This is a genomic window from Zhengella mangrovi (assembly GCF_002727065.1).
GTDB classification, from domain to species: Bacteria; Pseudomonadota; Alphaproteobacteria; order Rhizobiales; family Rhizobiaceae; genus Zhengella; species Zhengella mangrovi.
This window is the reverse complement of the sequence record NZ_PDVP01000005.1, coordinates 141,527-164,248: the sequence shown is the minus strand read 5'-3', so window position 1 is coordinate 164,248 and position 22,722 is coordinate 141,527. Positions and strand designations below refer to the sequence as shown.

General features: G+C 67.0%; 24 protein-coding genes. 14 read left to right on the top strand and 10 right to left on the bottom strand.

Going from position 1 to position 22,722, the window contains the following annotated elements; genetic code table 11:
* Positions 1 to 17 precede the first annotated feature (17 nt).
* Entirely contained in the window at positions 18 to 1,040 is a 1,023-nt protein-coding gene (gene ubiA / locus CSC94_RS11135) for a 4-hydroxybenzoate octaprenyltransferase (RefSeq protein ID WP_099306413.1), read from the bottom strand.
* 136 nt (positions 1,041 to 1,176) lie between these two features.
* Between ubiA and purD the strand changes: the two genes are divergently transcribed.
* The 5 genes from purD (at position 1,177) to CSC94_RS11110 (ending at position 5,721) form a co-directional block, all read left to right on the top strand.
* Positions 1,177 to 2,460, top strand: coding sequence for a phosphoribosylamine--glycine ligase (purD, locus tag CSC94_RS11130; protein ID WP_099306412.1), 1,284 nt, complete (start codon positions 1,177 to 1,179; stop codon positions 2,458 to 2,460).
* Positions 2,457 to 2,813 (top strand): arsenate reductase (glutaredoxin), encoded by a 357-nt coding sequence (gene arsC / locus CSC94_RS11125; RefSeq protein WP_245408324.1) that lies wholly within the window; start codon positions 2,457 to 2,459, stop codon positions 2,811 to 2,813. Before purD ends, arsC begins: the two co-directional genes overlap by 4 nt.
* A 132-nt stretch (positions 2,814 to 2,945) precedes the next feature.
* Entirely contained in the window at positions 2,946 to 3,653 is a 708-nt protein-coding gene (locus CSC94_RS11120) for a TetR/AcrR family transcriptional regulator (RefSeq protein WP_099306411.1), read from the top strand.
* Positions 3,650 to 4,960, top strand: a complete 1,311-nt coding sequence (locus CSC94_RS11115) for a phenylacetate--CoA ligase family protein (protein ID WP_099306410.1) — start codon at positions 3,650 to 3,652, stop codon at positions 4,958 to 4,960. The genes CSC94_RS11120 and CSC94_RS11115 overlap by 4 nt, the downstream gene beginning before the upstream one ends.
* Positions 4,957 to 5,721 carry an enoyl-CoA hydratase/isomerase family protein gene (locus tag CSC94_RS11110; RefSeq protein ID WP_099306409.1) on the top strand — a complete coding sequence of 255 codons (765 nt, stop codon included), beginning with the start codon at positions 4,957 to 4,959 and terminating at the stop codon, positions 5,719 to 5,721. Before CSC94_RS11115 ends, CSC94_RS11110 begins: the two co-directional genes overlap by 4 nt.
* A gap of 104 nt (positions 5,722 to 5,825) precedes the next feature.
* On the opposite strand, the gene CSC94_RS11105 is transcribed toward CSC94_RS11110, so the two are convergent.
* A complete protein-coding gene (locus tag CSC94_RS11105; protein ID WP_099306408.1) occupies positions 5,826 to 6,746 on the bottom strand; it encodes a ketopantoate reductase family protein in 921 nt (306 codons plus the stop codon).
* Positions 6,747 to 6,812: 66 nt separating this feature from the next.
* Entirely contained in the window at positions 6,813 to 7,691 is an 879-nt protein-coding gene (locus tag CSC94_RS11100; RefSeq protein ID WP_099306407.1) for a LysR family transcriptional regulator, read from the bottom strand.
* A 163-nt stretch (positions 7,692 to 7,854) separates the two neighbouring features.
* Here CSC94_RS11100 and CSC94_RS11095 point away from each other — a divergent pair, with 163 nt between their 5' ends.
* On the top strand, positions 7,855 to 8,118 hold the full coding sequence (locus CSC94_RS11095) for a DUF4242 domain-containing protein (protein ID WP_099306406.1): 264 nt from the start codon (positions 7,855 to 7,857) through the stop codon (positions 8,116 to 8,118).
* A 74-nt stretch (positions 8,119 to 8,192) separates the two neighbouring features.
* Here CSC94_RS11095 and CSC94_RS11090 read toward each other — a convergent pair whose 3' ends face one another.
* Positions 8,193 to 8,897 carry a cation efflux transmembrane domain-containing protein gene (locus CSC94_RS11090; RefSeq protein WP_099306405.1) on the bottom strand — a complete coding sequence of 235 codons (705 nt, stop codon included), beginning with the start codon at positions 8,895 to 8,897 and terminating at the stop codon, positions 8,193 to 8,195.
* A gap of 73 nt (positions 8,898 to 8,970) precedes the next feature.
* Between CSC94_RS11090 and CSC94_RS11085 the strand changes: the two genes are divergently transcribed.
* Positions 8,971 to 9,381 carry a MerR family transcriptional regulator gene (locus CSC94_RS11085; protein ID WP_099306404.1) on the top strand — a complete coding sequence of 137 codons (411 nt, stop codon included), beginning with the start codon at positions 8,971 to 8,973 and terminating at the stop codon, positions 9,379 to 9,381.
* Positions 9,382 to 9,465: 84 nt separating this feature from the next.
* Here the strand turns inward: CSC94_RS11085 and CSC94_RS11080 are convergent, their stop codons facing one another.
* From CSC94_RS11080 to CSC94_RS11060, 5 genes are all read right to left on the bottom strand, one after another.
* Positions 9,466 to 10,662: an efflux RND transporter periplasmic adaptor subunit gene (locus CSC94_RS11080; protein ID WP_099306403.1), complete on the bottom strand. Its 1,197-nt coding sequence runs from the start codon at positions 10,660 to 10,662 to the stop codon at positions 9,466 to 9,468.
* Positions 10,663 to 10,666: 4 nt separating this feature from the next.
* Positions 10,667 to 13,036, bottom strand: a complete 2,370-nt coding sequence (locus tag CSC94_RS11075) for an ABC transporter permease (RefSeq protein WP_342585953.1) — start codon at positions 13,034 to 13,036, stop codon at positions 10,667 to 10,669.
* On the bottom strand, positions 13,033 to 13,740 hold the full coding sequence (locus CSC94_RS11070; protein WP_099306401.1) for an ABC transporter ATP-binding protein: 708 nt from the start codon (positions 13,738 to 13,740) through the stop codon (positions 13,033 to 13,035). Before CSC94_RS11070 ends, CSC94_RS11075 begins: the two co-directional genes overlap by 4 nt.
* Before the next feature lie 93 nt (positions 13,741 to 13,833).
* On the bottom strand, positions 13,834 to 15,612 hold the full coding sequence (locus tag CSC94_RS11065; RefSeq protein ID WP_099306400.1) for a tetratricopeptide repeat protein: 1,779 nt from the start codon (positions 15,610 to 15,612) through the stop codon (positions 13,834 to 13,836).
* Positions 15,613 to 15,763: 151 nt separating this feature from the next.
* Positions 15,764 to 16,720, bottom strand: a complete 957-nt coding sequence (locus CSC94_RS11060) for a polyprenyl synthetase family protein (RefSeq protein WP_425356517.1) — start codon at positions 16,718 to 16,720, stop codon at positions 15,764 to 15,766.
* 240 nt (positions 16,721 to 16,960) lie between these two features.
* Here CSC94_RS11060 and CSC94_RS11050 point away from each other — a divergent pair, with 240 nt between their 5' ends.
* The 6 genes from CSC94_RS11050 (at position 16,961) to moaB (ending at position 20,607) form a co-directional block, all read left to right on the top strand.
* A complete protein-coding gene (locus tag CSC94_RS11050; RefSeq protein ID WP_099306398.1) occupies positions 16,961 to 17,185 on the top strand; it encodes a putative signal transducing protein in 225 nt (74 codons plus the stop codon).
* Positions 17,186 to 17,196: 11 nt separating this feature from the next.
* The gene (locus tag CSC94_RS11045) at positions 17,197 to 17,961 is read left to right on the top strand and encodes a tRNA1(Val) (adenine(37)-N6)-methyltransferase (RefSeq protein WP_245408323.1); all 765 of its coding nucleotides are present in this window, start codon (positions 17,197 to 17,199) and stop codon (positions 17,959 to 17,961) included.
* 75 nt (positions 17,962 to 18,036) lie between these two features.
* Positions 18,037 to 18,888, top strand: coding sequence for a S49 family peptidase (locus CSC94_RS11040; protein ID WP_099306397.1), 852 nt, complete (start codon positions 18,037 to 18,039; stop codon positions 18,886 to 18,888).
* 76 nt (positions 18,889 to 18,964) lie between these two features.
* Complete coding sequence (locus tag CSC94_RS11035; protein ID WP_099306396.1) at positions 18,965 to 19,150, top strand: hypothetical protein; 186 nt, start codon at positions 18,965 to 18,967, stop codon at positions 19,148 to 19,150.
* Positions 19,151 to 19,156: 6 nt separating this feature from the next.
* Positions 19,157 to 20,053: a 4-(cytidine 5'-diphospho)-2-C-methyl-D-erythritol kinase gene (locus CSC94_RS11030; RefSeq protein ID WP_099306395.1), complete on the top strand. Its 897-nt coding sequence runs from the start codon at positions 19,157 to 19,159 to the stop codon at positions 20,051 to 20,053.
* Complete coding sequence (gene moaB / locus CSC94_RS11025) at positions 20,050 to 20,607, top strand: molybdenum cofactor biosynthesis protein B (RefSeq protein WP_099306394.1); 558 nt, start codon at positions 20,050 to 20,052, stop codon at positions 20,605 to 20,607. The genes CSC94_RS11030 and moaB overlap by 4 nt, the downstream gene beginning before the upstream one ends.
* Positions 20,608 to 20,616: 9 nt before the next feature.
* Here the strand turns inward: moaB and CSC94_RS11020 are convergent, their stop codons facing one another.
* Positions 20,617 to 21,132: a glycosyltransferase family protein gene (locus CSC94_RS11020; protein ID WP_099306393.1), complete on the bottom strand. Its 516-nt coding sequence runs from the start codon at positions 21,130 to 21,132 to the stop codon at positions 20,617 to 20,619.
* Between the two features lie 230 nt (positions 21,133 to 21,362).
* On the opposite strand from CSC94_RS11020, the gene CSC94_RS11015 reads away from it, so the two are divergent.
* Complete coding sequence (locus CSC94_RS11015; protein WP_099306392.1) at positions 21,363 to 22,517, top strand: PA0069 family radical SAM protein; 1,155 nt, start codon at positions 21,363 to 21,365, stop codon at positions 22,515 to 22,517.
* The last annotated feature ends 205 nt before the right edge of the window (positions 22,518 to 22,722 follow it).

The window sequence follows — 22,722 nt, the reverse complement described above, 5'->3', positions numbered from 1 at the left end:
GGTGATGACAGCTGATATCAGAAGAGCGGCGACAATGCCGCCCAGACCGATCCGCCGATGAGCCCGAGGAAGACCAGCCAGCCGAGGTGACTGTTCGACTTGAACAGTTTCAGGCACTGGTCGGGATCGTCGATGTCGAGCACGCGGATCTGGCGGACCATGTGAAAGGCCGCCGCGACCAGCCCGGCGAGCGCCGGGAACGGCACATCGGCCTGCATGAAGGCCATGGCGAAAAAGATGAGCGCCCCGGAATAGAGCGCGGTCAGCGCCGGCTTGGTCCGGTCGCCAAACAGCCTCGCGGTGGACTTCACGCCGACGAGCGCGTCGTCCTCCTTGTCCTGGTGGGCATAGATCGTGTCATAGCCGATGGTCCACAGGATGGCGCCGCAGTAGAGCAGCAGAGGCGGCAGCGCCAACGCGCCGAACTCGGCCGCCCAGCCCATCAGCGCACCCCAGGAAAAGGCAAGCCCCAGAAAGAGTTGCGGCCAGTTGGTGAACCGCTTGGCGAAAGGATAGACCGCGACGACCGCGAGCGATGCCACGCCGAGCAGGATGGCGAAGCCGTTGAACTGCAGCAGGACGACGAGGCCGATCAGCGCCTGGGCGGCGAGGAAGGCCCAGGCCTGCCTGCGGCTGACCTGGCCGGAGGGCAGCGGGCGCGAGCGCGTGCGCGCCACCTGTTCGTCTATACGCTGGTCGACGATATCATTGTAGGTGCAGCCGGCGCCGCGCATCGCCACGGCCCCGACGAGAAAGAGCAGGAGCACCAGCGGCGACGGCATCACGTCGCCGAGCAGGGACAGGACCGGCGCGGCGTCGGTGATGCCGGACGGGAGCGCCATGGACTTGGCCCCGGCGGAGGCGGCCATGGCGGCCGACCACCAGCAGGGCCAGAGCAGCAGCCACCAGCCGATCGGCCGGTCCCAGCGCGCAAGCTGGGCATAGGGCCAGACGGAGCGCGGCAGGACACGGTAGACCCAGTGACCCGACGGGGCGTCGGACACCCTTCCCTGGCTGTCTCTTGACTGGACGGTTTCCATGCCGCCTGAGTGACAGGCACGCGGCGCGGCGTCAAGCTGGCGCGGCGAAATGCCGTTGATTGCGGCCCGCCGCGCTTGACCTTGGCGAAGCCCGGGGGCAAACCCCCGCTCAAGGCTTGCAACGGAGTGACCCCCAATGAATGTGCTGCTGATCGGTTCCGGCGGACGCGAGCACGCGCTGGCGTGGAAAATGGCGCAGTCGCCGCTGCTCGGCACGCTTTATGCCGCGCCGGGCAACCCCGGCATCGCGGCGGAAGCGACCTGCGTGACGCTGGACGTGGCGGATCACGGCGCGGTGGCGGCCTTCTGCAAGGACAAGGACATCGCGCTGGTGGTCGTCGGCCCGGAGGCGCCGCTGGTGGCCGGCCTCGCCGACGATCTCAAGGCCGCCGGCTTCCCGGTCTTCGGCGCGTCGAAGGAAGCGGCGCAACTGGAAGGCTCGAAGGAATTCACCAAGGAACTGTGCGACCGCAAGGCCATTCCCACGGCGGCCTGGGCGGCGTTCAACAATGCGCCCAAGGCAAAAGCCTACGTGCGGGCGCAAGGCGCGCCCATCGTCATCAAGGCTGACGGGCTGGCCGCCGGCAAGGGCGTGACGGTGGCCGAAACCGTGGATGCCGCGCTCGAGGCCATCGACGACTGTTTCGAGGGTGCCTTCGGCGAGGCTGGCGCGCGGGTGGTCATCGAGGAGTGCCTCGTCGGCGAGGAAGCGAGCTTCTTCTGCCTGTGCGACGGCACGACCGCGCTGGCGCTGACAACGGCGCAGGATCACAAGCGCGTCGGCGACGGCGACACCGGGCCGAACACCGGCGGCATGGGCGCCTATTCGCCGGCCCCGGTGATGACGGATGCGCTGGTGTCGCAGGTGATGGAGACCATCATCGCGCCGACCATGGCGGGCATGGCGGAAGCCGGCACGCCGTTCACCGGCGTGCTCTATGCCGGGCTGATGATCACCGAGGCGGGGCCGAAGCTGATCGAGTACAACGTGCGCTTCGGCGACCCGGAATGCCAGGTGCTGATGATGCGCATGGACAGCGACCTGCTGGCGCTGCTCATGGCCGCAGCCAGGGGCGAACTGGCCGGAAAGAGCGTCGACTGGCGCGACGAGGTGGCGCTCACCGTCGTCATGGCCGGCCAAGGCTATCCCGGTACGCCGAAAAAGGGTGGCGTGATCGAAGGGCTCGCCGAGGCCGACGCGCTTCCCGGCGTCAAGGTCTTCCACGCCGGCACGGCAGAGAAGGACGGCCGGATCGTCGGCAACGGCGGGCGCGTGCTGAACGTCACCGCCACGGGCGCAACCGTGACGCAGGCGCGCGACCGGGCCTACGAAGCGGTGGCGCGCATCCGTTGGGCCGACGGCTTCACCCGGTCGGACATCGGCTGGCGGGCGATCGCGCGCGAACAGGGAAAGGCATGACCGCCATGGACGTGACGATCTATCACAATCCGCGCTGCTCCAAGTCGCGCCAGGCGCTGGCGCTGCTGCAGGAGAAGGGCCTCACGCCGCGCGTGGTGGAATACCTGAAAACACCGCCGACACGTGACGAGCTGGCCGCCATCATCAAGGCCACGGGCGAACCGGTGCGCGCACTGCTGCGCCGCCAGGGCTCGCCCTACGACGATCTCGGGCTCGGCGACGATACGTGGAGCGACGACCAGATCCTCGACTTCATGGCCGAGCACCCTGCCCTGCTCAACCGCCCGGTCGTGGTGACGGCAAAAGGCGCGCGGCTGGGCCGCCCGACCGAACGGATCCTCGAAATCCTCTGACCGCCCCTCACCGGTCCGCCCGCTGTGGACCGGCCGGCCGTTTCGGTTGCCAGGCGCAGCCGTCGCTTCCGCTTGACTTCCGCGCATAAATGATACTGATATCAGTTTCATTTCCTGAAGGCGAAGGACGACATGGCAGGGCACATGGCGCAGACGAAATCCGGGGATCGCGAGACCACTCCCACGGCGGACCGCGGCGGCACCGGTGCAGCAGCGGACATGTCCTATGCTGCCCTGCTGGACACGGCCACCACGCAGGGGCGCAAGACGGAGCGCACGCGCGCCCGGCTGACGGCCGCCTGCTGCCGGCTGATGCAGGCGCCGGGCGAACCGGTGCCCACCGTGGCGGCGATCTGCCGGGAAGCCGGCGTTGCCCACGGCACGTTCTACTTGCATTTCGCCGACCGGGCGGATTGCGCCGGGGCGGTGCTGGCCGGCTTCGCAGCCTTCCTGAAAGACGCGATGCACGCGGCCTCGGCGGCGCAGGCCGACGATCCGGTGCGCGCGGCCACGGCGGCCTACGTGCGCCTGTTCCGCGCCCATGCCGGGCTGATGCGCCACATGGCCGGCGGGCTGGACGCGATGCCGCAATGCCGCGCGGCCTTCCAGGACCTCAACGCACAATGGGCGGCCACCGTGGCGGGCGCCATGCTCCGCAAGGCGGGCGCGCTTCCCCCCGACGAGATCACGCGGCGGGCCTATGCGCTGGGCGGCATGGTGGACCAGTATCTGGTGCAATGGCTTCTGCTGGAAGATGCCGCGCTGGCGCGCCTGTCGCAGGACGAGGACGCGGTGATCGAAACGCTGACCACGCTTTGGAAGAAGGGCATGGAGCCATGAGCCTGATCGAGAATGGAGAACGGATGAGCGCGGCGGAGCTTGCGCCGCACCAGCAGTCCGCCTGGGAAAGGCAGCGCCGCCACGTGATGGCGCAATCGCCTTTCCTGGCGGCGCTCTGGGGTGGCGAGGCGCCGCCGGAAAAGCTCGCCGACCTCGGCGCCCTGCCCCTCTGCGACAAGGCCGGGTTGCGGCTGTCGCAGGGTGCGCATCCGCCCTTCGGCGACTACCTGGCCACCGGCCTGGAAGGCGTCAACCGGCTGCACCGCACCTCGGGCACGACCGGGCAGGCGATGAACATCGCGCTGTCGGCGCTCGACTGCCACGTGACCGCCCAGGTGGGCGGGCGCAGCCACCGGGCCGCGGGGCTGACGCCGTCGCACATGGTCGTCCATTGCCTGAACTACCAGATGTGGATGGGCGGGGTTTCGGATCACATGACGCTGGAGGCGACCGGCGCGGCGGTGGTGCCCTTCGGAACCGGATCGACCGACCTGCTGATCCGCACCATCCGCGAGACCGGCATCAACGCCATTTCCTGCACCCCCTCCTACCCGTCCGTACTGGAAAAGGTGATCCGCGAGCGCCATCCGGGCCTCGACCCGCGCGACCTCGGGCTGGAACTCGGCCTGTTCGGCGGTGAACCGGGCCTGGACGACCCGGCCTATCGCAAGCGGATCGAGGACACGTGGGGCATGGCCGCGCGCAATGCCAACTACGGCGTTTCAGACGTGCTGTCGAATTTCGCGGCGCAGTGCGCCCACGACACGCGGCTGCATTTCCTGGCCTCGGACATCCTGTTTCCCGAGATCATCGAGCCGGAAAGCGGCGCGGCGCTGGCCTTCGAGCCGGGCGTCGAGGGCGAACTGGTGCTCACCCACCTGCTGAAGGAATGCCAACCACTTGTGCGCTTCCGCACCGGCGACATCATCGCCGTGGACGAGACCGCGCCGTGTGCCTGCGGCCGGCACGGCTTCCGTTTCCGCGTCGTCGGCCGGTCCGACGACATGGTGGTGGTGCGCGGCCTCAACATGTTCCCCACCATGGTGGCGGCCGTCGTCGGCGGATTTTCCGAGCTTTCCGGCGATTACCGGATCGTTCTGGACACGCCGCCGCCCTATGACCACCTGCCGGTGCAGGCAGAGATCAGGCAGGGTGCCGACGTCGCCGACGGGCAGCAACTGGCGCGGTCGGTGGAAGACGCCATCAAGCGCATCCTCGGGGCCAGCGCGCGGGTGACCCTCGTTCCGCCCGGCCATTTTCCCGTAACCGAAGGCAAGACCAAACGCGTGATCAGGAGCCAGTCATGAGCGAGTTCACCTATGCCACGATCAACAGCCGGATGAGCAAGTATGACGGCGTGCGTATCATCGCGCTCAACCGGCCGGACAGCCTGAACGCGATGAACCGGGCGCTGATCGACGACGTGGCGCGCGCCTTCGACGACGCAAATGGCGATCAGGCGACGCGGGCCATCGTGTTCACCGGCGAAGGACGGGCGTTCTGCGCGGGCGACGACCGCCGCGACCACGTTCACCCGGAGAGCTCGGAACAGGCGCGCGACCTGGTCGATGCCATCCAGCGGGCGACGGTCGCCATCGTCTTCGGCGCCAAGCCGGTGGTCGGCGCGATCAAGGGCTGGGCCGTCGGCGGCGGGTTCGAATGGGCGATCAACTGCGATTTCTCCGTCTGGGGCAAGAGTGCCAAGGGGTTCTTCCCGGAGGTCTCGCTGAACCTGTTCGTGACCGGCGCGGTGACCTCCATGCTGCCGGCCATGGTGGGCCTGGCGAAAGCCCGCGAGATGCTTTTCCTCGGCGAGCGCTACGGCGCCGACGACCTGCTTTCGATGGGCCTGGCCAGCCGGGTGACGGGCGACGACGTGGTGATGGAGGTGGCCGAGGAAATGGCCTCCCGTCTGGCGCACCTGCCGCCGCTTTCCACGCGCGCCATGAAACGCGTGCTCAACCAGTCCGCCATGGCCGACATCCGCCGGGCGCTGGACCTCGAAACGGAGGCCACGGTTGCCGGTTTCATGGACCCGGAGACGACGCGGCGGCTCAAGGCGTTCTGACCCGGGCTCCGGCCCGTGTCATCGGGCATCGGGCCTCGGGCACCGGACCTATCCGAACAAATGGCCGCCACTGTCCGGGCAGAATCCGTCCTGTTACGGACAGGTCAGGGCTTTCCGTTCTTGTGCGGGAGCAGGAGCGCATAAAGCGTCCCGTTGGCCGGTGCTTGCAAACCGGCCCTGGCGGCAAGCCTTACGGCCGCACCGGAAATCCATTCGACCTCCAGCGGCCGGCCCTTTTCCAGGTCGATGGCCGTCGAGGCCCGCATGGCCGGAGGCAGACGGCTTGCCATGGCCCATGTCTTTTCCTCGATATCCGGCGCGAGCGCCACGCCCATGGCGCGCCCGATGGCAGCGGTTTCCGCAACCGCCTGCCGGAACAGGCTGGCCAGTTCCGGGATGGCGACGATATCCCCGATCGTGCACCGGCCGGCCGCGGTGACGCCGGAGATCGCCGAGAACAGCACGAATTTCGACCAGACGTCGCGTTCGATATCGTCGGTGACCGGTGCCGTGGACCCGGCATCGGCAATCGCCTTGCGCAGCGCATCGATGCGTTCGGAGGGGCGGCTGTCCCGTTCGGCAAAGACGAAGACGTTGAACTCCCCGGTCTGCCGGATGACACCGGGGGACGCGATGGTCGTCGACACCTGTGCCATCCCGTTCGCCACGTTCTGCGCGGGGAGGATCTCAAGCAGGCGGTCTGCCGCCTCGACACCGTTCAGGAAAGGAACAACGACGGTCAGCTCCCCGATCATCGGCAGGCAGGACCGTGCCGCGGCCTCCAGTGCGTCGCCCTTGACGCCGAAGATGATGGCGTCGACCTCGCCGACCACGGTGGGGTCATCGGTCGCCATCCAGGGCCGGACGACCTGGCGCCCGGACGGGCCATCCAGTGTCAGCCCGGCGCTACGGATGGCCTCGAGATGCGCGCCCCGCGCAATCGTTGCCACCTGGTGCCCTGCCTCGGTCAGCCTGACGGTCAGGAAGCCGCCAATCCCTCCGGTCCCCACTGTCGCGATCCGCATGCGATCCTCCGATGATGGTTTGAGCCTGCCCGGCGACAGCAGATCGCCGGCAATCCATGGTGCCCGTTATCCAGGCCAGGTGAAACCGGTCGCCGCGCGCATGAACGACTCCAGCGCCGGCGAGAACTTGCGGCCCGGCATCGTCAGGGCGGCGATCCGGCGTTCGACGGCCGGTTCGATGAGCGGCCGCTGCATGAGACCCGGCAGGCTGACGGAATATTCCGGCATGAAGGCAAAACCGATGCCGGCCAAGACCATTGCCTGGACCCAGTCTTCCCGCTCGGAGCGAAAGCGGGCGTAGAGTTCGACGTCCTTCTGGTCACAGATCGCCATGACCATTTCGCGCATCTCGCAGGACAGCCGGTCGACATAGTCCTCGCCATCCAGGTCGGAAAGGCTGACGGCGTTCAGGGCGCCGAGCCGGTGATCCGGCGGAAAGACGACGATGTAGCGTTCGGCGTAGAGGTCGTGCGCGCGAAACTGCTCCGCCATGTCCGGCGTGCAGGTAGCGATGACGACATCCAGGTCACCTTCCCGCAGGCTGTTGGCGAGTTCGGCCGCGCGGCTCTCGCTGACCGACAGCTCGATGCCGCGATTGGACTTCTCGAAGCGGGCGAGGAACCGGGCCAAGCGGATGTGGCCGACGGTCGACAGAACACCCAGCCGGATGGGGGCCTTCTTCAGCAGCCTGAAGTTTTCCGCCAGCAACCGGGCCGCCTCGGCTTCCTCCAGGATCTGGCGCAGGTGCGGAAGCATGGACTTGCCGAATTCGCTCAGCAGGACCCGGCGGCCCTCGCGATGAAAGAGTTCCGCACCGAGCTCGGCCTCCAGGATCTTGATGCCCTTGGTCAGGGCCGGTTGCGAGACACAGCACTCCTCCGCCGCCTTGGTGAAGTTGAGCGTCCTTGCGGCGGTCAGCATGTAACGGATCTGGGCCATTTCCATCGATCAGTCCCCCGGCCATCCAGTCATCCTGAAGAGTCCAGTCTGCCGACAGGGTACCACATGGCTGCATAACCTCACGTTATGATGCCATATCCAATCGCCATTTCCATCCGGACGCGTTGCGTGGCCCGATCAAGGGGCGACACAGCAACAGGAGGAAACGATGACCGTTTACATGGTGGAACGCGATCTCAAGGGCATCAGCATGGAGGATCTCGCCGGGGCACAGAAGGCCGCGATCGCGACGGCGGCGGACATGACCCGCAGCGGCGATGCGATCAGCTACCTCCGCTCGACCTTCGCGCCTGAGGACTGCCGCTGCATGTGCCTGTTTGACGGAAAGGACGAAGCGCAGGTCCGGCGCCTGAACGACACGGCCGGCCTGCCCTACAGCCGGGTCGTCGAGGCGATGGACCTGACGCCCTGACAGCCGCCGCATGGGGCGGATGGCGCCCCCCTGCCAGGTTTCACACCGCCATGGCAGGTCGGGCGCCGCTGTGCTCAATGGGCGTGGTCGTGCCCGTGGCTTTCCAGGGCGCGCGTATCCTCTCCGCTGCGATATTCCTGCCATGCCTGAAACAGGATCAGCTGAGAGGACCGCAGGAACAGCCCGGCCATCACGATGGCGACGATGAGGTCCGGCCAGGGCGATGCGGTCTGCCAGACCGCAACGCTGGCGACCAGGACGGCCACGTTTCCGATCGCGTCATTGCGGGAACAGAGCCAGACCGAACGCACGTTGGCGTCGCCGTCCTTGTAGCGCATCAGCAGCAGCACGCTCGCCACGTTCGCGGCAAGGGCCAGGACGCCGATCGCACCCATGATCTCGGCCTTCGGCAGGCCGAAGACGAGCACCTGGTAGGCCGTGGAGCCGAACACCCATAGCCCCATGGCCAGCAGGCTGGCGCCCTTGAAAAGCGCGGCGGCCGAGCGTGTTTTCAGGCTCGTCCCGATGACCGCCAGGCTGAGACCGTAGGTGAACGCATCGCCCAGGAAGTCAAGCGCATCCGCCTGCAGGGCCTGGGATCCCGCCAGCCTGCCTGCCGCCATCTCGACGACGAACATGGCCGCGTTGATGACGATGACCGCCCACAGGATACGCTTGTAGGCCGGGTCCACCCCGTCGAATCGCGGATTGCCCGAACAGCCGCAGGCATTGTCTCTCGAGTCGCATTTCATTGCCGTCGCGGGCGTTCCAGTGGTCATGCCAGTGTCCTTGCCTGATCGTTTGGACGCGTTATAATCCCTCTAGTCACTATAGCTTCAAGGGGCTGTTTCCATGTTTTCAATCGGGGAGCTTTCCCGGCGCACGGGCGTGAAGATCCCGACCATCCGCTACTATGAGCAGATGGGCCTGATCGATGCGCCGGAGCGCTCCGAGGGCAACCAGCGCCGATATACGAAGGCCGGGCTTCAACGCCTTTCGTTCATTCATCATTCCCGCGAACTCGGTTTCCCGATCGAGGACATCAAGACGCTGCTGGAGTTGAGCCAGCATCCGGACAAGCCCTGCCACGATGCGCACGGCATCGCCGTCCGGCACCTCGGCCAGGTTCAGCGAAGGATCGCCAAGCTCAGGCGGCTGGAACGCGAGCTGAAACGCCTTTCGCAATGCGATGGAGACACCATCTCGGATTGTGCCGTGATCGAGACACTTGCCGACCACGGGCTTTGCGAGACCGACCACTGAGACCTTTCGCAGAGGCGCCGAAACAGACCCGGCAGGCTTTCCGGAACTCCTGGCGTATCGCCTTTCGCGCCCTGGCGACTGACCTCACCGCTTCTCGACCATCACGCCGTCGGCGACCTGGTCGCCTGGATAGGTGATGACAGTCTCGCCTTCCTTCAGCCCGGAGAGCACCTGCGCCCTGTCGTTGTTCATGCGCCCGAGCGTGACGGTGCGGATGTGGGCACGGCCGTCCTCGACGACAAAGACCGTCCAGTCGCCGCCGGTGCGGAACAGCGCCGCGATGGGCACGGCCAGCACATCCGGTTCGCTCCATGTCTCGAGCGCCACGCGCACGCGGAAGCCGTGGCCCAGCGCCGGTTCGGCCTTGTCCAGGTCGAGGATGGCGTTGACGCGTTTTTCCTCGATACCGAGCGCGGAGACCTTGGTGAAACCGGCGGGATCGACCCGCCGCAGGATGGCGGGCACGGGCTCGCCGCCCCACCCGGTGATCGTGGCGCGGGCGCCGGGCTGCACCTGGGTCGCGTCGGAAGACAAAAGTTCGGCAACGACCTCGAGCTTCGACGGATCGCCGACGCTGGCGAGTTCCACGCCGGCCTGCACCACCTGCTCGCTCTTGACGGCCAGCGACAGGACGACGCCGTCGGCAGGCGAACGGATGCGGTAGCAGCAGTCGTCGCCCGGCTCCTTGAGCACCTGGTCGCCGGGCTGGATCAACGCGGCGCGGGCGCTGGCCAGTTCGCTCTTGCGCAGGGTGACCTGGGCCTCGGCACTCTGCACGGCAGCCTTCTTCACGTCGACATCGATGCGCGCGCTCTCAAGTCGGCTCTCGGCGATGGTGCCCTGCTTTGCCAGGCGCATGGCGCGGTCCTGCTCCGAGGTTGCCAGGTCGAGCGCAGCGCGGGCGCTCTCGGCCTGCGCCTCGGCCACGGCAATCGCCGCACGGGCGGCATCGACGCGGGCGCGTGCTTCGGCCCGGGTGCGCTCGTCGATGATGGGCGGGGTGACCGGGTTGATCGTGGCGACGACGGTTTCGCCGGCCTTGACCGGATCTCCCACCTCCAGCAGCGAGCGGCCCACGTTGCCGGCCACCGGCGCGGAGATGCGGTAGATCTGCTTGACCCGGGTTTCGCCATCCTCCTCGATGGTGACGGTCATCGGGCCCCGCTTCACGTCCACCATGTCCACGGCGACCGGATGCGGCTGCAAGGCCCACCAGAAGCCCGCGGCCATCGCCAGGACGGCAGCCAGCATGATGATGTTGCGGAGCCAGTGTCTGGCCATGGGGTCACTCCCGGGTTTTCAGAACGCGGATCATGTCGAGGCGGTTGACGCGACGGCGCACGATGAGCGCCGAAACTCCCGCGGCCGCCAGCACGACAAGGCTCGCGATGGCATAGGTCGATGGATAGATGACGAAGGGCACGCGGAACAGGTCGCTGGCGAACCCCTTGATCACCGACAGCGAAAAGGCATAGCCGATCAGCCAGCCGAGCGGCTGGGCGGCCAGCGCAACGATGGCCATTTCAGTCAGCAGCACGTGGCTGACTTCCGCGCGGGTGAAGCCGAGCACACGCAGGCTGGCCAGTTCGCGGGCGCGTTCCGACAACTGGATGCGGGCGGAATTGTAGACGACGCCGAAGGCGACGATGACGGCGATGGCGATATAGACCGTCATCATGGTCAGGATGTTCTCGCCGATCGACTGGCGGAACTTGTCGCGCGAGACGTTCTGCAGGGCGATCGCGCCCAGAGCCGGAAGGGCCTTGACCTTGTCGTAAAGGGCTTCGAGGCGGCTCGCATCGACATCGATCCAGGCGCCGGAGACGCGCGGACCCGGCCCTGCGAGACGGTCCAGCGCCGCAAGATCCATGTGGGCAGACAGGCCGACATAGCTTTCCACGATGGCCGTGACCGGGACATCCACGACACGGCGGCCCTGGGCAATCAGTTCGACCGACACCAGCGTTCCCGGACGGGCCTGCAACTGCCGGGCCAGGCGATCGGTCAGCAGCAGGCCGTTTTCGGGCATGGCGACGGGATTGCCATCAAGGTCGAGGACCTGCGACAGGCGCGTTCCCGGCGCGATGCCGGTGATGGCGACGCGCTTCTCCGTGCCGGCATTGCGCAGGATGACAGGCACGGAGCGGAAAGTCTCGGCGCGCATCACGCCAGGCAGGCGCGCGACGTCGTGGATGACTTCCGGCGCGACCTCCTGGCCGAAGGTCAGGCGCGCATCGGCCCGCTCGGCGCGAAAGAAGATCGTGTCGATCATCACGTCGATGGAATCGCTGGAGAACATGGCCGTGACCAGAAGCGCGACGGAGAAGGAGACGCCGAGCGTGGTCAGCGCGGTCCGCAGCGGACGGTGCACCATCTGGCGCAGCGCCATGGTGGTCAGTTGAGACATGAGGCGGGGAACACCGGAACGCCCGCCGAGGACCGTGCGATAACGGGCCGGCGCCGGTGGCCGCATGGCAACGGCGGGCGGCAGGCGCACGGCCGTCCAGATTGCCTTGGCCGCGCCTGCGATTGCCGACGCAACGGAAACGGCGGCGGCCATCACGTAGAGATCGATGCTCTGGCGGAAGATCAGGAAGGGAAAGGAAAAATAGTCGGCATAAAGGCGGGTCAGTCCGTGCCCGAGCCAGTTTCCGACACTTCCGCCAATGGCAAGGCCGATCAGGGCGATCGCGATGACCAGCTTGGCGTAGTGCCAGGCGATCGCGGCCGCCGAATAGCCGCAGGCCTTCAGCAGGCCGATCTGCTCGCGCTCCAGGGCCACGAGGCGCGACAGGATCATGTTGACCAGGAAAGCCGAGACGAAGAGGAAGACCGGCGGGATGACCCGCGCCATGGCATTCAACTGGGTCAGTTCGCTCGACAGGAAGGCGTTGGATATCTGCTCACTCCGGCCATAAGCGCCGCGGCCACCATAGGGTTCGAGCAGGTGGTCGACCGCATCGACAACGCGCCGCTCGGAAGCTCCGCGCAACAGGATCAGCGACAGGTCGTTGAAGGCGCCGGTCATGTCGAACAGGCCTTCCATCGCCTTGCGCGGCATCCAGAACACGGCAAACCGCCGGTCATCGGGCACCATGTCACCGGGGCCGATGGCGTAGACATATTCCGGCGACAGCACGATCGCGGTGATCGTCAGGGTCAGTTTGTGTCCACCCAGCACGGCCGCGAAACTGTCCCCGGGATGGAAGCCATGCGCCTTGGCGAAGCGTTCATCGACGGCGATCTCGCGCGGCGCATCGGGGCGAGGCAGGCGCCCGGAGCGCAGGTAGAGCGCATTGACGGGCGGTTCGCCGGTGACGGGAAGCGAAATGGCGATGCCCGAGGCCGGAACGGCCATGCCGGGAATATCGAGCACCGCCGGTTCGACGATCCGCAGGCCAACGGAGGCGACCCCGTCGATCCGGCTGATCTCGCGGCCCAGCGACAGGGGTGCGCGGTTGGCCGTGGCGAAGACGTGGCCGAAGCGGTAGCGGTCGTAATAGGTGTGGCGGGTCTCGTCGAGCGAGCGGTAGGCACCCACGGCCAGCACGATGGTCATCACGCCGCAGGCCATGACGAGCGCGATGGCTAGGACCTGGGCCCAGAGACGCGTCAGGTCGCGCACGACCTTGCGATCGAGCATGGCAAGGCTCACCACACCACCTCCGAGGCGGCCAGCCGGCGCTCGTTGACATGCTGCGAGGCGATGCGCCCGTCGTGAAAGGTGAAGACGCGGTGGGCCATTTCCTGGATCGCGGCATTGTGGGTGATGATGGCGGTCGTGGTGCCCAGTTCGCCGTTGATGCGCTGGAGCGCATCGAGAACCTTCACGCCGGTGGCGGAATCGAGCGCGCCGGTCGGCTCGTCGCAGAGAAGCACTTCGGGCCGCTTGGCAATGGCGCGGGCAATGGCGACGCGCTGCTGCTCGCCGCCTGACAATTCCGCCGGGAAATGGCGCTGGCGGTCCTTCAGGCCTACCATTTCCAGCGCCTCGCCGGGATCCATCGGGTGGCGCGCGATCTCGGTGACGAGCGCGACGTTCTCCCAGGCGGAGAGGCTCGGAATGAGATTGTAGAACTGGAAGACGAAGCCCACGTGGTCGCGGCGGTAGCGGGTCAGTTCCCGTTCCGAGCAGCGGGTCAGTTCCAGGTCGCGGAACAGGACGGAGCCGGACGTGGCGGTGTCGAGACCGCCGAGAATGTTGAGCAGGGTGGACTTGCCGGAGCCGGAGGGACCGAGCAGGACGGCCATCTCGCCTTGGTAGAGCGTCATGTCGACGCCGCGAAGCGCACGCACGGTGACGCTCTCGGTCTGGTAGACCTTGGTCACGTCATCGGCGATGAAGACCGCATCGGCCATGATCCCACCCTGCCACGCCTCCCCTGAAAGACGGGGCAAGACTGAATGCCTTTGCCTGCCCCGGCCTTGATGCGGGTCAATCGGTCGGCCGGATCATCCCTTGTCGCCGCCCTTTCCGGCCTCCGCCGGTTCGGCCAGGTCCGGCTTCTTCTCCTCAGGCAGGCCTTTCTTCAGCTTGGCCTCGACCTTCGGCCTGAGGTCGTCATCCGGGTTGAGGCCAAGGGCATGGGACCACTGGAAGGTGGCTTCCAGGCGCCGTCCGACCCGCCAGTAGGCATCGCCGAGATGATCGTTGATCGTGGGGTCCTGGGGCATGAGGCTGACGGCGCGGTCAAGTTCCTTCACCGCCTCGTCGTAGCGGCCGAGGCGGTAGTAGGCCCAGCCGAGCGAGTCGACGATATAGCCGTCCTGCGGGCGCAGATCGACGGCCTTGCGGATCATCTCCAGGCCTTCGTCAAGGTTCCGGTTCATGTCGACCCAGGAATAGCCGAGGTAGTTGAGCACCTGCGGCTGGTCGGGTTCAAGTTCCAGCGCCTTGCGGAAATTGGGTTCGGCCTTGTCCCACTGCTTGATGCGCTCGTAGGCAATGCCGCGGCGGTAGAACAGCGTCCAGTCTTCCGGCTTCGGCTCGCCGATCTTGGTCACCGCCTCGTCGTAGAGCTTCGCGGCCTCGGCAAACTCCTCCTTGGCGGCATAGACACCGCCGAGCGAAAGCCAGGCGCGGGTGTCCGTCTCGTCCTCGGCAATGGCCGTCTTGAGATGCTTGACGGCCTCGTCGTAGCGATCGAGGTCGGCGAGGTTCAGACCGAGCTGCAACTCGGCCAGCCGCTTGAACGACGAGGTCGCCGGGACCTTCGAATAGGTATCGATGGCAAGCTGGGATTCGCCCAGTTTCTCGGCGACCGAGCCGAGCGTCGCCAACGCCATGTCATTGTTCGGATCCAGGGCCAGCGCATAACGCAGGTAGAGGCGGACGAAATTCTCGCCGCCCGTGCGATTGAGCGCCGCGGCAACGTTCAGCAGGATCTCGGCGCCGCCTTCCTTCGGATTGCGGACCAGCGGGGGAACCGTCTTCCCGGCCTCGATGGCTGCCTTCAACGCCGTCGTCGACGGGCGTCCGGCAGAGACCTCCAGGCCGAGATCGGCAACCTCCATGGCCTTCTTCTGGCGGCCGTTGCGGGCCGCCCAGGAGACATAGGCATCGACCGCGCGCAGCCAGGTGTCGGGCGCCGCGCCGGCGGCGGCGCGGTCATCGAGAACCTTCTGGTAGCGCTCGCCTGCCGAGGGATCGCCGGCCACGTCTGCGATCAGCGCCGCCTGGTAATTCCGGAAGATCTCGAACCAGGCCGGTCCTTCAAGCTTTGCCAGGTGTTCCAGCGCGTCCTTGGTATTCCCGGATCCAGTCATGGCCCAGCTCGTCAGCACCCCGGTCAGGAGGTTGTCGAGGTCGGACGAGAGCGCCAGGCGGAAATAATTGATCGCCGAGCGATACTGCTTGCCGCGAATGGCATCGACGCCGAGCGCAAGTCGGGCGTAGCGCTCGGCTTCGGGAACCGATTTCAGCTTTTCGGCGACGGGCAGCGCATCGTCGAACCGGCCGCCGGCAATCATCGTCAGGAGGAGCGACTGCTGAAGCTGCTCGTTGTCGACATCGAATGCAAGGGCGCGCTGGTAGAAGGCAATGGCGTCGGCGTAGTCGTTGTCGGCTTCCGCCGTTCGCGCGGCGAGGAAGGCGCCGGCGAGCGACGCGGCGACAACCGGCGGCGCCTTTGGCGCTGCGGCGGTTTCCTTGGCCATGACCGGGCCGCCCGTGAATGCAACCGCTGCCAGGATCGCCAGACCCGATACCCTGCGCATCAAACCAAACCGCATGTCATTCCTTCCTGCTTTCGCCTGTCACAAATCGCGGCGCGCGCCGCACATGGTCGCGAGTCATCAGGCAAAGGATGGCCTTTTTGCGGTCACGGCGCAATGCGGCCGGACGGCGGTGCGCGATCCCGTCCGTTGCAGGTCCGCAGGCTGCTCAGACCACGCGCGAAATGCAGAAGTCGATGACCTCGACCATCGCGGCCTTCTGGGGGCCGGCGGGCAGCGGAGCGAGCGCATCGCGCGCGATTTCGCCGTAGTGGCGGGCGCGCTGGATGGTGTCGGCGATCGCGCCATGGCGCTGCATGTGAGCCAGCGCCGTCGCGAGGTTGTCGTCGCCGCTGTCGCCTTCCTCGATGGCGCGCTTCCAGAACGCGCGCTCGTCGGCCGAGCCACGGCGATAGGCGAGCAGCACCGGCAGCGTTACCTTGCCCTCGCGGAAATCGTCGCCGACATTCTTGCCGAGGTCGGCGGAGGAGCCGCCATAGTCCAGGGCGTCGTCGACAAGCTGGAAGGCGAGACCGAGATTGGTGCCGTAGGAGCGCAGGGCCGCGCGTTCCGCCTTGCCCTTGCCGGCGATGATCGGCCCCACCTCGGCGGCGGCCGAGAACAGCGCCGCCGTCTTGGCGTTGATGACGCCGAGATAGTCGTCTTCCGTCGTCTCCAGGTCCTTGGCGGCCGACAATTGCCAGACCTCGCCCTCGGCGATGATCGAGGCCGCGGTGGAGAGCACGTCGAGCGCGGGCAGGGAGCCGACTTCGACCATCATGCGGAACGCCTGGCCGAGAAGGAAATCGCCAACGAGTACCGAAGCCTGGTTGCCCCAGATCACGCGGGCCGTCTCGGAGCCGCGCCGCAGGTCGCTTTCGTCGACCACGTCGTCATGGAGAAGCGTGGCGGTGTGCATGAATTCGACGGCGGTCGCCAGCTTGACGTGGCCGTCGCCGGAATAGCCGAAGGCTTCCGCCGCGGCCAGCGTGAGCATCGGGCGCAGGCGCTTGCCGCCTGCCGCCACGAGGTGGCGGGAAATCTCGGGGATGAGTTCGACGTCCGACCCGGCCTTGGACAGAATCAGTTCGTTGACCCGGGCCATGCCCGGCGCCGTCAGGTCCATCAACGGCTTGACCGAAGCAGCCGTCTTCTTGCCTTCGTCGATCGACACTACAACTCCCACGGCCACACTCCGTTCATGCCCGCCGGCGATCCATCCCGCCGCAAGTCCGTCTGATAATCGCTTGCGGCGCGTGCCGCAAGGCTGGAGCGGGCGCGGAGCCGCGCAAATTGGCGCAGCATTTGTCTCCCGCGCGGCAATAGCGCTTTACGGAAAGGCCCCTTCCCGGCCATAGTCGCGGCCATGAAAGAACTGATCCGGACCAACGACCCGGTTGTCCTGTCCTTCGCCGAGGCCCTGATGCGCGATGCCGGCATCGCCTGCTTTGTCGCCGATGGCAACATGAGCATCATGGAGGGTTCGCTGGGCATCCTGCCCCGGCGGCTGATGGTGGAGGAAGAACGCATCGAGGAAGCCCGCCGCCTGCTGACCGACGCGGGCATCGGCGACGAAACGCGCGACAACTGAGGCCTCGGCCCTTGGACTTCACCATCGACGCCTTCCACCGTGGCGAATTCTGGCTCCGGCAGCCCGCCCGCCGCGGTCACCGGGCGGGCATGGATGCGATGATGCTGGCCGCGGCGCTGCCGTCGGGCTTTGCCGGGCGGATCGCCGATCTCGGCGCGGGCGCCGGCGCGGCGGGACTGGCGGCGATCTCGCGCTGCCGCGACGCGGAGGTGGTGCTGTTCGAACGGTCCGCCGAAATGGCGGCGCATGGCCGCGAGACCCTGGCCCTGGAGCAGAACGCGTGGCTTCGGGCACGGGCGGCTATGGTGGAGGCCGACGTGACGCTGCGCGGCAAGGCGCGGGCCGAGGCCGGGCTTACCGACAACGGCTTCGACGCGGTGCTGATGAACCCGCCCTTCAACGCCGGGCACGACCGGCGGACGCCGGACGACCTGAAGGCCGAGGCGCATGTCATGGCGGACGGGCTCATCGAGGCCTGGGTCCGCACCGCCGCAGCGATCACGCGGACGCGCGGCCTGGTCGCGCTCATCCTGCGCCCCGATGCCATCGGCGAAGCACTGGCGGCGCTCGACGGCCGGTTCGGTGCGCTGGAGATCAAGCCCATCCACCCGCGCGCCGACATGGCGGCGATCCGGCTGGTCATTCGCGGCACGCGCGCCTCGCGCAAGCGCCTGACCTTCGCCCCGCCGCTCTTCCTGCACGAGGCGGGCAGCGACCGGTTTTCGGAGCTGGCGGACGGGATCAACAACGGCCGGGCGTCACTTTTCGGTGACTGAGAGCGGGCCTGGCCATTGTGCGCGGCACTTTGCCGCTTACATTGCAGGCAGGACCCAACACGACCGGAGAAACACGTGGCCAACGCGCTGACACGATTGCTGCCGAAACGCCTGCGCCCCGAAGGCAAGACCATCCCCGTGATCCGCCTGCATGGCGTGATCGCCGCGGGCGGATCACTCGGGCGGCCGGCGCTGAACCTCGCCTCCACCGCCGGCATCATCGAGAAGGCCTTTTCCTACGGCGATGCCCCCGCGGTTGCGGTCTCGGTCAATTCGCCGGGCGGATCGCCGGTTCAATCGCGGCTGATCTTCCGGCGCATTCGTGACCTGGCGAGGGAGAAGGACAAGAAGGTTCTGGTCTTCGTCGAGGACGCGGCGGCCTCCGGCGGATACATGATCGCCTGCGCGGGCGACGAGATCATTGCCGACCCGTCCTCCATCGTCGGCTCCATTGGCGTGATTTCCGCCGGATTCGGCTTTCCGGAACTGCTGAAGAAGATCGGCGTTGAACGGCGGGTCTACACGGCGGGAAGCAACAAATCGGTGCTGGACCCGTTCCAGCCGGAGAAGGAAGAGGACATCGAGCGGCTGAAAAGCCTGCAACTCGACATCCACAAGACCTTTATCGACCTGGTGAAATCGCGCCGTGGCGACCGGCTCGCCGACGATCCGGAGCTGTTTACCGGCGCGTTCTGGGCAGGCGAGGCCGGCTTGCGGATGGGTCTCGTTGACGGCATCGGCGACATGCGCTCGTTCCTCAAGGAGCGCTACGGCGAGAAGACCCGGCTCAAGCTGATCAGCCCGCCACGGGGCCTGTTCGGACGCCGCGGCCTGTTCGGCTTCAGCGCAGGCAGCGGCGCGCAGGCGGTCGAGGCGATCGCCGATGCGGCGAACGAGCGCGCATGGTGGGGCCGGTTGGGCCTTTGAGAGTTGGCACGGGACGGGTAGACTGTCTCCAGCAAAGCGCCGGCGAAAGACGAGACAGCGCCGGAAGGAGGAAGAAATGGCCCAGATTCTCCTGTTGGGCACCGTCGGCCTTGTCGCCTGGTACGGCTACAAGTCCTTCGTGAAGGAAGCGCAACGCGTTTCGGCGAAGGTCCGCCGCGAGGAAGCGGAACTGAAGAACCGTGCCCATGGCACGCTGGTGCAGGATCCCGAGACGGGCGAGTACCGGCTCAAGAAGGACTGACACCGCTTGCATCCCGTCGCGGACGTCGACGGGCGCTGGCATGCCCACGCGCCCGCCAAGATCAACCTTGCGCTGCACATCACCGGCCGCAGGGCCGACGGCTATCACCTGCTCGACACGCTGGCGGTTTTCACCGCGCTTGGCGACCGGATCACGGTGACGCCGGCGCCGGAAGACCGGTTGACGATCTCCGGCCCCATGGCCGGCAGCCTCGACCCGGCGCAAGACAACCTGGTGGCGCGGGCCCGCGACCGGTTGCGTGCCGGCCATGCCTTCGGCCCGGTGGCCATTCACCTGGAGAAGATCCTGCCGGTGTCCTCCGGCATCGGCGGCGGGTCCTCCGACGCGGCGGCTACACTGCGGGCGCTCAACGCCTGTTTCGATCTCGGGCTTTCGTCCGATGCCCTAGCGGCGACCGGTCTTGCGCTCGGCGCGGACCTGCCGATGTGCGTTTGCGCCGCGCCGCTGCGGGCTGAAGGCATCGGCGAGGACATCGCGCCGGTCCTGCCCTTTCCGGCGCTGGCAATGGTGCTCGTCAACCCGGGCGTCGCCGTGTCGACGCCGGAGGTGTTTCGCCACCTGGCCAGCCGGGACAACGCCCCCTTGCCAGGGGCGGGGACGTTCACGACGGTCGACAGCGTCATCGGGTGGCTGGACAAGACGCGCAACGACATGCAGGCGGCGGCCTGCGCGATCTGCCCGGCCATCCCTGCAGTCCTGGCCGCGCTCGCGGCGGAAAAGCCGCGGCTTGCCCGCATGTCCGGATCGGGGGCGACCTGTTTCGCGATTTTCAGTTCGAGCGGCGAGGCCGACGCGGCGGCGCGGCGCCTTTCCGCGGCCCACCCGGCCTGGTTCGTGGCCGCAACGACCAGCTTCGCCTCGCAGACAGGAGACGCGCCATGAGCCGTATCGACGAGACCCGCCCCTTCGTGCCCGTGCGGTTCGCCGTGCTGACCGTCTCGGACACGCGATCGCTGGAGGAAGACAAGTCCGGCCGAACGCTTGCCGAGCGGATCGAGGCAGCGGGCCACGTGCTGAGCGATCGGGCGATCGTCACCGACGACGTGGAGGCGATCCGCGCCCGCGTCAAGGCGTGGACAACGGGCGACGGCGTGGACGCGGTGATCACCACGGGGGGAACCGGCTTTACCGGCCGCGACGTGACGCCGGAAGCGCTGGAGCCGCTGTTCGACAAGACGATGGACGGTTTCTCTGCCGTCTTTCACCGGATATCCTTCGACAAGATCGGCACGTCGACCATCCAGTCGCGGGCGACGGCCGGCATCATCGACCAGACCTTCGTGTTCGTGCTGCCGGGCTCGCCGGGGGCCTGCAAGGATGCCTGGGACGAGATCCTCAGCCTGCAGTTCGACTACCGGCACATGCCGTGCAATTTCGTGGAAATCATGCCCCGGCTGGACGAGCACCTGAAGCGCGGCGGCGGCAAGGCCGTCTAGGAACCATGGTCAGCGACGGGCGCGGGACGGTGCCGGGCTGATGAGGCCCGACAGCTTGCGGGTGGCCAACCCGCGGGCCACGGCATCGGACGTTTTCGCGTTCTTGGCCAGGGCCGCGGCCTGCCGCTTCGTGATCACCAGGCCGTCAGACAATGGCCGGCGCGCCGAGAAGACCCGGGTGAAGAAACCCGGACGGTCTTCCCGGGCGCGGGAAAAACGGGCCGGCGTCGTCATGTGACCGGCATGGGCGATCACCGGGTCCATCCAGCCATCGATCATCCGGGCGCCCGGCTCCAGAAACAGGATCCACTCGGCTCGCGCCCTGCGGATGGCCGCGGCGAGATCGCCGCCGGCAACGAACACGCAACCGGCGTGATCGGCAACCTTGTGGGTGTGGTCGGTGGACTGGCGGTCGCAGACGATGACGTCGCGGACAAGGCCCTCGACGGCTGCCGGAACCAGCGTCGCCAGCGTGCGCGCCAGCGGTTCTTCGTCGTTGTGGGTTTCGATCAGCACGGTCAGCATTGCAGAGACGCTTATCTTATCCGGCTTGTGAAATCCAGATGGACTCAAGGCCTAATATCCCGGTTTCTAAGCACTTTCTTCAGGCATCTGATGAAGGTTCCGGCACTTTCCAATAGGCCGACACCCTGCCCTGGTCCCGGCATGTTCTGAGATATGTTCTTGCTTTGTTCGCTTACCTGCGATAGGAATATTGTCAGTCACCCAGATTCGTTTCCGTCGAGGAGATGCCCATGGAACCGATTGCCAAAGCGGACCTGTCAGCTTTCACGGAAGGCGGCGCGGACATGGCCAATGCGTTGATCAATGCCAGCGGCATGCGCCTGGAAGAGGCGCGTCGCCGGGGCCGGGCATCGGCGATCAACCCGTCCGGCCGGTTCGAGGCCCTGAGCCGCCATGTCTTCGATGACGGCTGGGACCTGGACGAGGAGCTGGCGCCGTTCAAGACGACAACCCAGGTGGAAAAGCCGCGCACGATCATCACGCGCAACGATTCACCCGACATTTCCTTCGACCGGTCGATCAACCCCTATCGCGGCTGCGAGCACGGCTGCGTCTACTGTTTCGCACGCCCGACCCACGCCTACATGGGCCTTTCGGCGGGGCTGGATTTCGAATCGCGGCTGTTTGCCAAGCCGGATGCGCCGCGCCTGCTGGCACATGAACTCGGCAAGAAGGGCTATGAGCCGCGCACCATCGCGATCGGCACCAATACCGACCCGTACCAGCCGATCGAGAAGAAATGGCGCGTCATGCGCGAGATCCTGGAGGTGCTCGAAGCGGCCAATCATCCTGTCGGCATCGTCACCAAGTCGGCGCTGGTGACTCGCGACATCGATATCCTGTCCCGCATGGCGGCCAAGGGACTGGCCAAGGTGGCGCTCTCCGTGACCACGCTCGACCACCGGCTGTCGCGGACGATGGAGCCGCGCGCGGCCTCGCCGGCACGGCGGCTGGAGACCATGAAGCAGCTGTCGGAGGCCGGCATTCCGGTGTCGGTGATGGCCGCGCCGCTGGTCCCCGGGTTGAACGACCATGAAGTCGAGCGAATCCTCGATTCCGCCCGGGCGGCAGGGGCCAGCGAAGCCGGTTTCATCATCCTGCGGCTGCCGCTGGAAGTGGCGCCCGTGTTCAAGGAATGGCTGCTGCGCCATTACCCGGATCGCTATCGGCATGTCATCGGGCTGATCCGCTCCATGCGCGGCGGCAAGGATTACGATGCCGAATGGGGCCGCAGGATGAAGGGCAAGGGTCCGTATGCCTGGCAGATCGGGCGACGCTTCGAGATCGCGGCCCGGCGTCTCGGCCTCAACGAGGAACGCCGCAGCCTGCGGACCGACCTGTTCATCCCGCCGCGCCCGGACGGGGAGCAACTGACGCTTCTCTGATGCACCGTTTTCCGCGGGTCCGGACGCGGAGCGCGGTGCCGCGTTTCCCGGACCTGCCCGAATCCCGCCCGGCCGGTTCTCGGCCGGCGCCAGACCTGTTCCGCCGGCCAGATCCCCTGTCCCCGTCCGGCGGCTTCCCTGCCGGGTTCGCCGCAACCATCCCGGCAGGGCCTTGCGGGGAATCGGCCGAGGATGCAAGCATGCC